The organism is Dysgonomonas termitidis (genome assembly GCF_054657735.1).
On the sequence record NZ_BAAHYD010000002.1, the window covers coordinates 279,031 to 293,744 of the forward strand.

Below are 14,714 nucleotides of genomic sequence, written 5' to 3' on the forward strand. Positions count from 1 at the left end.
ACAAATTAACATACATTTAATAAAATGTAAAATACCGCATATATGGTATTTTGCTCGCATGATTATGGTATAAATGGATTTTGTGCACATGCATCAAACATATATATAAGAGAAGTAGCTTTAAATTCGTCCTAATATTTCTGGGATTTATATCTTCATCTATATTATAAAATTTTCAGTTTATTATTCTATAATGTTATTTTCGAGCGCAGATTACTTATCTTTTTCAAAATAAAGTTCGGGCAAAACAATTTTAATCTCCTGCTCTTCCTTTTCTTTCTGCCAATAAACAATAAAATTCACCTTTGCACTTTTCAATTCATAATTTTTCTCCTTCATATTTTCTATTTGTCTGATAAATTGTTGTGAGAATTTTAAAACTGATTGGCCTTTGGAATTTAAACATTCATTTCCATTAAGAACCAAGACATCACCACTTATGAGGGGGGAAATTGCATATTGCTTGTTTATGAAATAGTCAAGCCATACATTTTTATAAGTCAAGTGCATAGCAATTTCATTTGGCGAAGAATGTATTTCTAAGTTTTCCGTTCTTTCCAAATTTTCTACGGAAATATCATCGAGAAAGTTTGAATTCAGATGAATTGTCAAGTTCTGTTTAGCTCTTGTCATTGCAACATACAATTGTCGCTTAGCTTCACTTGTAGCTATATTGAAATTTTCAAGTAATAAAAAGACATTATCAAACTCTTTGCCTTTCGCTTTGTGAATTGTTGAAACAAAAATGGTTTCTCCATTCTCGTTGAAAAAGTCCTCTAACTTAGATTCATATAAGAAAACCTCTAAATCAGATTTATATTTCTTCTTCGGGTTAGTTGCTTCAAAATCTTTGATGATGTTGGCGCATAGTTCTAATTTATTGCTATTACGGAACTTATTTACTAACTCCCGTTTCGCATTTTCCCAATTATCATCGTTAATGATGAAAATATCATCTCTTAAGTCTAATTTACTCAAAAAAAATCTAATCTCAGAAAGATTGTACAGGTTGAAACCATCATTTGTTTGAATTAATCTTGCTTGTATTCCGTTTTTCAAAAGCAAGCCCGTTATCTGCAATGCTTCATCATTTGTTTTTGTTAGTACACAAGTGGTTCCTGTAAGCTCGGTTGCGAGGATGTCTTGTACAAGTGGATTGATAAGGTTATCACTTTGATAACGAACTAGTTTTATCTTTCCATTATAGGTTTGCTTAGCAATAATTGGCGTTTCTTTTAATCGGTGAGGAATTCGTTTTACAAATTGATTGGTAAACTCTACGAGATTGCATTTACTTCTGTAATTTTCAATTAATTCATGTTTTACAGCGTTGTTAGATAAAATAAACTGTGTGAGATATTTCGAACTTGCTCCTCTGAATTCATAAATATTTTGGTCGTCATCACCCACTGCAATTACCCTCATTTCCTCGTTTTGTTCCATCAAAGTATTTATCAGGTTGAACTCATTGATATCCATATCCTGAGCTTCGTCAATTACCAAAACCGTTTTAGTGATTCGGTTTGCTTCAACTTCTCCGTTCTTAATTTTTTCAATGGTATTTGTTAGAATTGAATCTGACTTTTCTAAATTTCCAATTTTACCCAACAAATCAAAGCAATAAGAGTGAAATGTCTTTATTTCTATATAATTAGCTGCATTACCAATCAGCTTGATTAACCTCTTCTTGAACTCTGTAGCCGCAGCCCTTGAAAAGGTGACCATCAGCAATTGCTCATGCTTTACATCTTCCATTAAAAGAAGAGAAGCGAGTTTGTGAACTAATACTTTTGTCTTACCGCTACCTGGTCCGGCTGCAACCACAATATGCTTTGTTTCGTTGTCGTTTATGATTTTTAGTTGTGTCGGAGAAAGTTCCCCAAAAAGCTGCCTAAATTTAGTAGGCGTTAAATTTCGCTTGATTTCATTTTGTCTGCTGCCTTTAAAATATTTATTGAGAAAAGATGTGTAGTTTAATTGAAAATAATCATCTACAAATTGTAAAGCATTCTGGTAGTCGGTAATCATTTTTTTTGCATATTCGCCAACAATATGAATTTGCTGAACTTTATTTTCGTAAAATTGATTTAACTTCTGATAGTCATCTTTTGTATAACGCTTTTTATTGTCCTGTTCGGTTCGTTCTATGGTTAATCGATTATATGTAACCAAAAAACCACCTTCAATTTTTATTGCCTCAATTCTTGACAAGTAAAATAGTGTATCTTCTATATCATCAATATCAATGTTTAGTTTAAAGAGATTGGAACTATTCTCATACGCTGCTTTCAATTCATGAATGGAGAATTCGACCAACACTTCCTCTTTTCCTACATCATCTTTCGAGGAATTTAGGTTGCTCTTTTCGTAAAGAAATTCAACTATAAATTGTGCCAATTCATATCGTTTCTCCAATTTTTCTTTCAATACCTCTTTAGACTGTAGGCAAAGTACCACAACATGATTCTTTGAATATTCCAGATTCTGTCTCTTAATCCAATTCTTGATTGCCCAGAAGTTGAGGATGGTTTTTATTTTAGACGTATTTACATTTTCATAACCATTTTTTTCTGCTTCTTCGTTGAGTTGTTTGATATGAAATTCCTTTTCCTGTTCCTCGAATAATGGAAGTAAAAAGTTTTCAATTTTATTGAATGTTTCTACAATATGAAGTGAACGGTTCTTGTTTTCACCTTTTTTAATGAATGCTGTTAAATCTTTTGCATCAGCTAAAATTTTTTCCTCGCGAAGAAGGTTTACAATATTTATGACCTCCTCCTTCACAATTCCCAAATGATCACTGATATAGTCAATTCTTGATTCCGCCACTTCTTCGCTTGATTGTTTCCGGCTTTTACTTGAAAAAAGTTTCTTTATAATCCGGATTCCTTTTTCTTTCTGTCTTTCTCCAAACCTATCAGATGAATTGATTTTGTCAATCGCTTCTTGTGCATTTTTGGACAGAATGCTATTGGCAAAAATTCGTGGCATATTTTGTCCGCGCTTCAAATATCCCGCATCTTCCAATGTGGCAATAGCTGTTGTAACTCGTGTTTCAATCTCTACCACATTGTCGTCCCATCCCGCTTTTCTTGCAATTTCTAATGCAGAATTTGAAACTTTTGAGCGAAACCGGGTTATTTCTTTAATGGCTTTCCAAACTTGTTGAATTTCTTTAATGGAAAGCTTGGTTTGGTTCAATAAGATAAAATGCTTATTGAGATCTTCTTCATTAAACAGTACAAAACAATCCGCAACAATGTGTTCATCTCGTCCGGCCCTACCTGCCTCTTGAATATAATTTTCGAGCGAGTCTGAAATTTCATAGTGAATGACCATGCCTATATCTTTTTTGTCCACCCCCATTCCAAAAGCAGAGGTTGCAACCATGATTTGAGTTTCACCGTTAATGAATGAGTCTTGATTTTCAGACTTTTCCTGCTTATCCATCTTCCCATGATACGGTTTTGCGTTAAAACCATCTTTAGTCAGTCTTTCTGCAAGCAAATAGGCTTTTCTTGTTCTTGAGACATAAATAATTGTCGGACAATTTTTCTCTTCAATCAAGTCTCTTGCTGCTTGATATTTTTCTTCTTCATCTCCTTTTTCAAAAACTTTGTATTGAAGATTTGTTCTTGAGGCTTTTGATGTATACAGTTCAAGATCGATAGAAAGTTTTTCTTTAAAATAATCCCGAATATTCTCAATCACTTTTTGTTTTGCTGTTGCCGTAAAACACGAAACAGGAATTCCGTCCTCAAGATTTTTCTTTTCTTGAACTGACTTAATGAAATCGCCGATGTACAAATAATCAACCCGAAAATCCTGCCCCCATGAAGAAAAACAGTGAGCTTCATCAATTACAATACGAGCTATCTTTCTTCCTAAAATCAATCTTTCTATGGTCTTTGAACGCAATGATTCGGGTGATATATAGAGAATGGATGCAGAACCATCCTCCACTCTTTCAAAAGATTTAGCTCTTTCAATCGGATCAAGTAATCCATTTATGGTAACTGCCTCAGTAATTCCAAGTTTTTCAAGATTGTCGACTTGATCTTTCATCAACGACTGTAAAGGGGAAATTACTACTGTAAGACCTTTTGAACTCTCTCCACTCATTAAAGCCGGAACCTGGAATGTGATTGATTTTCCCCCTCCTGTCGGGAAAACAGCAAGCAATGATTTGTTATCGATTGCAGCTTTAACTGCTTTCTCTTGTAGCGGTTCACCTCCATAAGTCCTAAACGAATTAAATCCAAAGAACCTTTTTAAACCTTTGCGAACATCTAAAGCATTGTTGCAGTATGCACAGCCACTTATACAAGGCTTGTTTCGCAAACGAAACATTATTCGTTCAACTTCCGGATAGTTCTTTAGTACCCAAGGAGGAGTAATTGAATGAATCTTTTTGTGAAGAATGAATGAGTGAATCAACGATAAACAGTAAGCAAGTTCAATTGGAGATTCTTCTATAATTTTTGTTAAATCAACTTGTTCACAAATCTCATCTTTAAACTTTAGCCGAATCAGCTTTTTAATATCCGAATCTATACTTGTATATACGATGAAATCAAAGAAAGCATAAAATTCTTTTTTCGCCTTCAACAGTAAATAAAAAATTTGTTTAAGAGTTTCCTCTGTTTGATTAAAAGCGGTAACCTCATCATAGAATAAGTCTTTTGCTTTTATGGAATCATTCAAAGGATTGTTGATGTCTTCTGTTTGAAGTTTGTCATCTTTTAATAAAGCATGATATGGATTTGTCGGAAAAAGCAATGGAGAAAGAAACAGTGTATCAATGATATTTTTAGGATTGATTCCGGAATCGGTTATTGCTGTTCCAATATATTTAATGTCATGATTGAAAATATTATGTCCACAAATATATTTTGTTCCGTTAAGAAACTGAGTAAATTCTACGACAGAAGTTTTATGAAAAGAATTTCCATTATCCTTAATAGCTCCAATATCAAGAATATTCCTACTTTTTGGGTCAATTTCAGTGTCAACGAATGCTATGAGACGATTCATAAATGTATTTTCTTATGTTCATATCTTTATAGTTGCTTCATTTCATTTTGAACCTTTACTTTATATTTAATCAGGCATTATTCCGCAAGTGAATTAAAAAAAATCTCAAACCACAAAATCTTCTCACTATCTGCTTTATTGAAAAGTAGGTGCTTAAAATCTTTTTACTTCTTTTTCAGATCAACCGTTTTCAGTAGTCCTGTTGTTGTTTACTTAAACTCTTGCAAATTATTCACTCCGCAACGCTTTAAACTTATAAGTTATCCCAGATGTTCCAATTATAAGAAAGCATAAAACATCAACTTTTTTCCTTTTTTTAATTCTTCCAAATAGGTTCTTATTTGTTGTTCTCAATTATCATAGTGATAAAACCTTCTTGACATAATTTTATTGGTTAAAACGGTCTGTTTGTCTTTTGTTTCATTTCACTCATAATCGCTAGCCTTAAATATGTATATCAGTCCGTATTGAAATAAAAAAAGAGTCGATAAACAAAGGGATATTCTGACTTATGCCGATATCAATAAAATCTAACTTTGTTTGATTTTTATTGAGCCTAAATATTTGACTTATTTTCATGGCTTACAGATATTTTCGTTCGTAGCAAAGATACTTGGATTTAAGCAAATAAGGTAAATAAATAATTATTTTCTAGGTACAAATACGAATTTTATATTATAAAAAGCATTGCGGCTTTCATATAATCATTAACCGACAAAGGCTATTGTCGGAGGGTTATTCTACGAGGTACCGCCCTCCAAAAGGTAGAGTGGCCTCTTTTTTCTCTCCATTCTTTTATAAATAAATTCTCCAATACTTTAATATCTTTTTGATAAATTGTTTTTTTCTAGTCCCGAAATAAAATATCTTTTCCGAAGGTTGATTTCCTTCCCATACCAATTTTATTTTATCAGACTCTATAACCTCTTTGCATAAGAAATCGGGTACAACAGAAAATCCTTTACCATTACTCAGGCAACGAATAATAGGACTAAAATCCAGATACTCTTTAAAATGTTTTTTCCAAAAGTTAAATAAATGCTGCCATATTTTTTATGCGAAAGTTTAGATTTAGATATAATTCCGCCAATGCCTTTCTTGTTATCCGGTCTTTAATAATCGAAGAAAAGATACAGGCATGCCCGGTGTAGAAATATCCGACATACATTAAGGAACGCAAAAGGAGTAAATAATACGGAAATAAACTGTATTTTTGTTGTAGTTCATTATAACGTAACTACTTATCGTATGAAAACACCACGCTATTTATACTTCCTCATGGGACTGTTCCTGTATGCGAACGGTCTTTATGCTCAAACAACCATTAAAAATAGAGATGCCATTATCGAATCGGCAGTGAATAGTATCTCCGTTGATACAATGAAGGCATTGATACAAGATATGGTTGGATTCCACAACCGGAATAACCTCAGTAGCATGACACATCCTACTCAGGGAATAGGTGCCGCCACCGAATACCTGTACCGGCGGGTAAATACATACATCCCTGCTTCGGGTGGACGGCTCAGTGTGGAAAAGGAGTTCTATACGATTGGAGGAGCGGAAACCCGCCTCAAACGGGAAGTGCCCTTGTGTAACGTGATAGCCACCGTACAGGGAAGTAATCCGGACGACGACAGAGTAATTGTCCTGCTCGCTCACTTCGACAATAGGAATGGGAACGGAAATGACTCCATAGGATATGCTCCCGGAGCCAATGATAACGGTAGCGGCGTGGCTTGCCTGATGGAGATCATCCGTCTGCTTTCGCAGGTCGATCTGCCTGTTACATTGAAGATCATGTTTCTCTCCGGCGAAGAACACGGACTTTACGGGGCACAGCACATGGCCGAAATGGCCCGCCGTGAAAACTGGAACCTGATAGCCGTAGTCAATAACGATATGATAGGAAATGGCCCGGCCAGCGAAACAGATACGCACAACAATACCCTGCTCCGTGTCTTCTCTGAAAATATCCCCCTTACCGAAACCGACGAAATGAGGCGCGAACGAGTGTACAACTCTGCCGAGAACGATAGCCCTTCGCGACAATTGGCACGCTACATTAAAGAAACCGGTGAGCGTTATGTGGATAATATAACTGTAAAGCTGATCTACCGCAACGACCGCTTCGGACGGGGTGGCGATCATACGCCCTTCAGCCGGAAAGGATATGCCGCTGTGCGCATCTGCGAAATGCACGAGAATTATAACCGAACCCATCAATATGCCCGGAGCGAAAACGGAGTGGAATACGGAGATGAAATAGAAGGAATCGACTTTGAATACCTCCGTAAAAACACGGGTGTAAACCTGTCTGCTGTAGCGAATCTGGCTTTGGCCCCTTCAGCTCCCGTGAATGTGAGGCAGGAGGTCTCTGAACTTACCAACTATTCCACTCTCCATTGGGAGGCTCCTAAACAAGGAAAGAAACCGGCAGGCTATTACATCTTGATTCGTGAAACCGACCAATCGCAATGGCAAATGAAAATACGTATAAATGGAACAGAAGCACATTTGCCTTACAGCAAGGATAATTATTTCTTTGCAGTACAAAGTATTGATGCAGAAGGACACGAAAGTCTTGCCGTATTTGCCAGAGGTAAGTAAAAACAAGAATAAACAAAAGATTAAGAGCCAGTTAAAATTTCATCAAAAGTTGGAATGTGACTTATCCGGAAATAATATTAAGAACGGAAACAGCTAAAAGGCGGATATCACGAAAAAAAGTCATATGTGATTAATCAGCCAGCCATTGTTTGAATTCAGCGGCTTTGTTTTTGCTAACATATAGGTCTTCAGGTAATTCTACATCGAGGACAATCAATAAACGGTTATCAAACCAGATTGTTATATTATTAACGCTGTCTTTGGAGATGATATATTGTTTATTGGCACGGAAAAACAGATGGGGATCTAATGACTGACTGATATATTCCAGGCTTTTTTTATATGGAATGGAAGTCCCATCTTTGAGAATGACAACCGTTTTTACCTCTGATGAATAAAAACAAGAGATATTGGTAACAGCCACCGGGAGTATTTTATCATTGAAGGGAATGAGAATTTTTTCCGGATACTTATCCCGTTGTACCAGACGTGGTAATAAATCTAAGTATTTGCGGATATCCTGTTTGGCCAGTTTCCTGTATTTTTCTATCGCGCGTGCCACTTCACCCGGTTCAATCGGTTTTAACAGGTAGTCTATGCTATTTACCTTGAATGCTTCAATCGCATATTGGTCATATGCTGTTGTAAAGATGACGGGAATTTCCACGTCGACGATTTCGAATATCTTAAAAGCGGAGCCATCAGAGAGATGAATATCCATAAAGATCAGGTCGATCGTATCCTGGGATTCCTCTAACCATTTGGCTGTGCGGATCACGCTCTCTGTATTACCCACTACTTCAACACCTAAGTTAAGGTCATGTAACATTCTTTTGAGATTCGTATATGCTACTGTTTCATCTTCTACAATCAAGACTTTCATACTTATCAATTTAAAAGAGGTAAATAAACAGTAAAAAGACCCTTCTCATTTTCTACTTTAATATTTTTACCGGTCAGCAGTTCGAAACGTTTGGACAGGTTTTCCAGCCCGACCCCGCTGCTTTCCCCGGCATCCAGCTTTTCATGAATCGGGTTAACGATGACCAATTCATCGTGTACACTGGTAGACAATGTGACCTCCATCGGGTTATAACTGTCAATGACATTGTGTTTCACGATGTTTTCAATCACAGGAAGCAGTGACAGCACCGGTAGTTTCATGTCACGCTTTTTGTCATCAATATGGAAATGAAATTTCAGTTTGCTTTCATATCTTACCTCCAGCGTATAACGGAAGGCTTCCACAAAGCTTAGTTCTTCATTTAAGGAAGTAAGTCCGATTCTGTTGCTACTATGGAGGATATAACGGAATACCCCGGAGAGTTTGTTGATATATTCGAGTGTTTTTTCTTTTTCGCCTTCGCGGACAAGGGCGGAAACACTATTGAGCGAATTGAAGAAGAAGTGGGGATTGATCTGGTTTACCAGTGCATTGCACATGCTTTGCAGGTTTTCAGCTTTTAGCCTCTCGATCCGCTTTTCTTTTTCATTACTTTCGGTATACATGATGAAAAAATAACCGATGAAAGTGCACAATAGACAGGTAATCACAAACTGAAACAACAGCATACCTGTAAAACAATCCACATGCTTACTTACGGCCAGTGAAAACAGGACGTACATTGCGTAACCGATCAAAGTGATCCAAAGCGAATTGATGAGTCTTTTTCCAAAAGACAGCGTTTTTAGCTTTTGAATATTAACCGTTAAAAGAATCCATATCAAAACACAGAAAAACAGATACCGGAATAAAAAGAACAGTGTATAAGATATATGTTCTGAGTCTGTCTCTGATCCGGTGGAATGCCATGTGAAATTCACGATGTTCGGATATATCATGATCACAGCTAAGAATAAACTCATAACAAGTATCATTCTGCCTGATAAGAGTTTGCTTAATGAAGGAAATTTGCTTGTAAACTCCATTATTATTATATTTTACACAAATTTAGTCCATCTTTGACAAAAGTGCGGATTTCGTTTCCGTTTGAGATCACACAGGAATATTTTCTTTTATGCAATAATTCAATAATGTGATCCATATTCATAACTGTAAAAATAATCTTTTGTTTGTTTACCTGTTATACATTTACCATTCAAAGTAAAAAAAAGAGGTTAAAGACGAAAAAGCCAGATATTGACTCCGTTTTAAGGCTCCGCAACAATTTTCGTTTATTTATCATTCCTGATTTCTTTTCTTTTTCTTACTAATTAACGTCACACTGAGTAAAATCACAATTAAGCCCGCTATCTGTATCCATGTAACAATTTCTTTACCAAATGTCATCCCGATAACAACAGCTACAAAAGGATTAACATAGGCATGGGTCGCCACTTCGGTAGCCGGACGCACTTTCAATAACCAGATATAGGCGGAATATGCTAAAATGGAACCGAATATGATCAGATAGATTAATGACAGCCACGCTGAGGCCGGTACTGTGTTCAGGTCTGTTCCTGCTATATTTCCGCTGAATCCGGCACATATCCAAAACATAAGACTGGCAAAAATCATTTGCCAGGCAGAGCCGGCAAATGCATTCACTTCTTCTTCACCTGATGAACGGTATTTAGCATAAAGTGTTCCCAATGCCCATGATATGCATCCGAACAGAAGGAGTAATATTCCGTATTCACTATGGTTATTAAGGTTGCTGCTTTGGTTAAATTGCTCGAAATACAACAACGTGACGCCAAGAAAACCAATAACCATACCTGCTATTACAGCCGGATTACGGAAGTTCCTGCTCCACATAGGAGCATCCAGCGCCATAATCCAAATGGCAGTAGAACTTGCAACAATTGCCACAAGACTGCTGCTGACATATTTCTGGGCAAGCATGACCACCGCCATATCTATAAACAGTAATACAATACCACTTACAGCAGATTTCCGAATAAGTGTTTTTTTAAAAACAGGCTCACCCCGGCACCAACACCAGAATAAAAGTACCAATCCGGCAACAGTGAATCGTAAAGCTCCGAGAAGGAATGGCGAAAAGCCTTTCAGGGCTACTCCTATAAAATAGTAGGTGGAACCCCAGACTACATAAATAAGGAAATACGCAATAATAATGCTTACTGTCCTTTTACCCATTCCTTCTTGTACCTTCATTTTCCGTATACATTCCTTATCTTTTCCAAGGCTCTGATCAAATTTTCTCTTTGGGTAGCAATATTGATACGTATAAAACCCTTTCCAGCCTCTCCATACATGGTTCCTTCGTTTACCCATAGCTTTTCTTTCGCCAGCAAGGTTTCTGCAATTTCCTTAGATGTTTGTTGCAAGGCCGAGCAATCTACCCATACCAGATAAGTTGCCTCCAGATTTACTACCGGGAGATGCGGAAGATATTCTTTGAAGAATCCGGTCAGTACGGTATAGTTTTCATACAAATAGGCTTTCAGGCTTGTCAACCAGTCCTCACCATTATTATAGGCTGCAATAAGGGCTTCTACAGCAAAAGCATTAATTTCACAGACCTCGTTTATGTTGAGAGCCTTGTCTATTTTTGCCCTGATCTTCTCATCTGCAGCTACTATATTGGCAACCTGTATCCCTGCCAAATTAAATGTTTTGGTAGGAGCAATACAGGTAACGGAATTTTGCAGAAATTCTTCATTGACAGACGCAAAGGGTATATGTGTATGGCCTTCATAAACGAGGTCGCAGTGTATCTCGTCTGAAATGATAATTACATTATTGCGCAGGCATATTTCCCCGATACGTTGCAGCTCTTCCCGTTTCCAGACCCTTCCTACGGGATTGTGCGGATTGCAAAGCAGCAGCAGCTTAGCCTTTGGATCGGCAGCCTTCCGTTCCAGGTCTTCATAGTCGATGCTATAGGCCCCATCTTTATATATTAGTTCGTTCAGTTCGGCTATACATTGATTATTGCGAATGGAAGAGAAGAAACAATTATAAACAGGTGTTTGTACAATAACTTTATCGTATGGTTCTGATAAGGCTTTGATAATAGCTGATAGCGCAGGAACGACACCTGAGGTAAATAATATCCACTTTTTATCGATGGTGAAATTATGCCTTCTTTGAAACCAGGAGGTTGTTGCATCGAAATATGCCGGAGGTACTTTTGTATACCCAAAAACACCATGTTCCACGCGCTTATGCAATGCATCTATAATTTCGGGTGCCGTTTGAAAATCCATATCAGCTACCCACAGCGGAAGTATCTCTTCGTCTTTTGATGTATCCCATTTGTAGGAATTACTTCCCCTGCGAATAACTGTTTTGTCAAAATTATATTTCATTCGCTTTAGATTTTTTCTTCCAGGCTTATCTTGCAGTCACCCGGATTTTGGCAGTTTTTATCAATGATTATTTCACCAATCCCTTTTGCGTTTATACTTCCTCCTTTTGGATTTTTCACACTAAGGATATGGCCGTTTATGTCAGCTTTCAATATTGAATATTCAAAAGCTAAATCACATGTGTCTGCCATCGTACAATTCTCCATAACTAACCCTGTTGCATAACAGAGAGGCTGCGTTCCGGATATTTTACAGTTAATGAGCTTGAGATTCTTAGAATGCCACCCTAAAAATTCGCCGTTAATTTCAGAGTCATAAACCGTTACATTCTCTGTTTCCCAGAATGCGTCTTTTGTATCAAGATGCGCATTGCGAATGACTACATTCTTAGTACCTTGGAAAGAGTAATTCCCTTGCAGGTACAGGTTCTCAATGTCGATATTTTCACCGTTCATGAAAATATAATCACCTCCATGTGCCTGTACATTCCGGAGTTTTATATTCCTGCAATTCCAGATCGTTTCTCCGGCGTTCGGGAGCTTCACATTTTCAAGATATAATCCATCCACTTCACGGAACATTTTCGGAGCTTCTACAAGTGAGTTTATCATATTTACATTTTTTGAATACCATATAGCAGCCCTGCTATAGATGGTAAACAGGCAATCCTCAATGAATACATTGTCATTATGCCAAAAAGGATATTTACTCATAAACTCACACTTGTATGCTTCTATATTGTTACACTGTTTAACGGCAGATTCACCGGGATAAAATTTTATATTTACAAGACGTAAATTGTCTGTAGCAAATAATGGCCTTTCACCTTCGAAAAATGTGTTGCTGATTACTTCTTTTGTTTTTTCCATTCAAGATTTATTTATTAGTTAGTTTATTTATATATATCATTTAGATTGGGCTATAGTAGCTTATGAAACTTGTTGTTTTCTGATTTTCAAAAATTTTCCATAGGTCAGCATACGCCAGGCCCATTCCAATGGACCGAATTGTAATCCGGATAGCCACAGATGACTGTAAGTTATCTGTAAAAGGAATATTACAGCGGCGATCATCTCCACGTATATTAGTCCTAGTGTAGCTCCCAGTGCGAATCCTACTCCGTAGAAAATTATTATACCGAAAACAGATTGCATGATGTAGTTTGTGAGCGCCATTCTGCCGGGAGCTGCCATCGCTCTAAATAAGATATGCTCTTTACGGTGAATATGCCACAGACAGATGGTTGAAATGTATGCCAGGCTAAGCGGGAATACGCTGACGGTATATACAGCCGAGTGGGCGGCTAATCCCAAAGGATGCCCGTTCATCGCACTCCAGGCATAAAGCAAGGAGGCGGGCAGTCCAATAATATATCCATAAAAACGGATGGTTTTCAACAGACTTTTGTTTTTCTCCAAATTGGCATACACGCGGTTCCTTCCGATATATAAGCCAATCAAAAATAATCCCATTACTTTAAATACACGGTTTCCTTCAATAAACTCCTGCATACGGATAAAAGAGCCTGCAATATTAAATTTAAGTATATCCGCATAATTCTGTTTATCCGCGAGCCATACGGGAAAATTTGTCTCCGTTATCCCATATTTGCCATGAAAATATCCGGTTGCCTTTATGACAGGAGCGGCAAGATTCCATCCGTATATCTGTGTAAATCCATCTATAAGAACAGGAAATGCCAATAATACAACAGACCATATCAACAGCTTCTTATCCGGCATATTCCGGAATAAGGTAAGGGCAAATCCCAGAATTGCATAGAGTAAGAGGATATCCCCTGCCCAGATGAACAATAAATGGAAAAGACCGATTAATGTCAGAACAGCCATTCTCCGGTAAAATACATTCAAATTATTACGGTCGTTCCGGGTAGCATTGGAGAGTATAATCGAAAAACCGATTCCAAACAACAGGGAGAAAATGGTATAGAATTTACCGTCAACAAAAATATACAGCAGATATTTCACCGCCGTATCGATGCCGGCCGTGGGCATGGCTGAAGTTACATCCTTGCTTAGAAAGGAATAGAGCGAAAATTCAGGGTAATTGGCAATACAGATTCCAAATAATGCCATTCCTCTTAATGCATCGAGAATTACATACCTTTCTTTGGGTTTTACCGGACTGATTTCAGACATATCTTATTTTACGGTTTCTTGTATTTCAAATGTTTCATTGATCGATTAAAGAAAGACTTCTTCTACTTCTCAATCCAACTGATTATAGATTTGTCGAAAGGATTGACCTTGGGTTCCGCAAATGCTATCCAGTTACCGTTTTCATCGATCATGAATTTCTGAAAATTCCAGGTTACGCCGGCATCTTGTTTTCCGTTCCCGCTTTTTTCTGTCAACCAGGCATACAGCGGGTCGATATCTTCCCCTTTAACTGATACTTTGGCCATCATAGGAAAAGTAACGCCATAATTCAATGAACAAAATTCTTTTATTTCTTCATTGGAGCCGGGTTCCTGCGATCCGAAGTTGTTGGCAGGGAATCCGATGATAACAAATTTTTCTGGACCGTATTTCTCATACAATTCCTGTAGTTGCTTATATTGAGGAGTAAGCCCGCATTTTGAGGCAACATTTACAATGAGTACTTTTTTGCCTTTCAGGCTGGAAAGATCAAAATCTTTTCCCTCTATAGTCTTCACTTTAAAATCATAGAATGACTTATTCTGTGAAAAAACCGTTATTGACATTACCAATACCGTAATTAAGAATATTACTTTCTTCATATAAATAAACTTTGATGTTATTCTTCTATATCTA

The 14,714-nt window shown here is 37.1% G+C and carries 9 protein-coding genes; 1 reads left to right on the forward strand and 8 read right to left on the reverse strand.

Annotated features, from left to right (window positions below; translation table 11 throughout):
- Positions 1–213 precede the first annotated feature (213 nt).
- Positions 214–5,034 (reverse strand): RecQ family ATP-dependent DNA helicase, encoded by a 4,821-nt coding sequence (locus tag ACYQ3L_RS05395; RefSeq protein ID WP_379993771.1) that lies wholly within the window; start codon positions 5,032–5,034, stop codon positions 214–216.
- A 1,248-nt stretch (positions 5,035–6,282) separates the two neighbouring features.
- Here ACYQ3L_RS05395 and ACYQ3L_RS05400 point away from each other — a divergent pair.
- Complete coding sequence (locus ACYQ3L_RS05400; RefSeq protein ID WP_379993770.1) at positions 6,283–7,644, forward strand: M28 family metallopeptidase; 1,362 nt, start codon at positions 6,283–6,285, stop codon at positions 7,642–7,644.
- A 130-nt stretch (positions 7,645–7,774) separates the two neighbouring features.
- On the opposite strand, the gene ACYQ3L_RS05405 is transcribed toward ACYQ3L_RS05400, so the two are convergent.
- The 7 genes from ACYQ3L_RS05405 to ACYQ3L_RS05435 all read right to left on the reverse strand — a co-directional run bounded on the left by ACYQ3L_RS05405 (position 7,775) and on the right by ACYQ3L_RS05435 (position 14,680).
- Positions 7,775–8,527 carry a LytR/AlgR family response regulator transcription factor gene (locus ACYQ3L_RS05405; RefSeq protein ID WP_379993769.1) on the reverse strand — a complete coding sequence of 251 codons (753 nt, stop codon included), beginning with the start codon at positions 8,525–8,527 and terminating at the stop codon, positions 7,775–7,777.
- A gap of 5 nt (positions 8,528–8,532) precedes the next feature.
- Positions 8,533–9,510: a sensor histidine kinase gene (locus tag ACYQ3L_RS05410; protein WP_379993768.1), complete on the reverse strand. Its 978-nt coding sequence runs from the start codon at positions 9,508–9,510 to the stop codon at positions 8,533–8,535.
- Positions 9,511–9,826: 316 nt separating this feature from the next.
- Complete coding sequence (locus tag ACYQ3L_RS05415) at positions 9,827–10,762, reverse strand: EamA family transporter (RefSeq protein ID WP_379993767.1); 936 nt, start codon at positions 10,760–10,762, stop codon at positions 9,827–9,829.
- Positions 10,759–11,919, reverse strand: coding sequence for a MalY/PatB family protein (locus tag ACYQ3L_RS05420; protein ID WP_379993766.1), 1,161 nt, complete (start codon positions 11,917–11,919; stop codon positions 10,759–10,761). Before ACYQ3L_RS05420 ends, ACYQ3L_RS05415 begins: the two co-directional genes overlap by 4 nt.
- 5 nt (positions 11,920–11,924) lie before the next feature.
- Positions 11,925–12,788, reverse strand: a complete 864-nt coding sequence (locus ACYQ3L_RS05425; protein ID WP_379993765.1) for a DUF3737 family protein — start codon at positions 12,786–12,788, stop codon at positions 11,925–11,927.
- Between the two features lie 60 nt (positions 12,789–12,848).
- A complete protein-coding gene (locus ACYQ3L_RS05430) occupies positions 12,849–13,430 on the reverse strand; it encodes a DUF418 domain-containing protein (RefSeq protein ID WP_459952360.1) in 582 nt (193 codons plus the stop codon).
- 710 nt (positions 13,431–14,140) lie between these two features.
- On the reverse strand, positions 14,141–14,680 hold the full coding sequence (locus tag ACYQ3L_RS05435; RefSeq protein ID WP_379993763.1) for a glutathione peroxidase: 540 nt from the start codon (positions 14,678–14,680) through the stop codon (positions 14,141–14,143).
- Positions 14,681–14,714 lie beyond the last annotated feature (34 nt).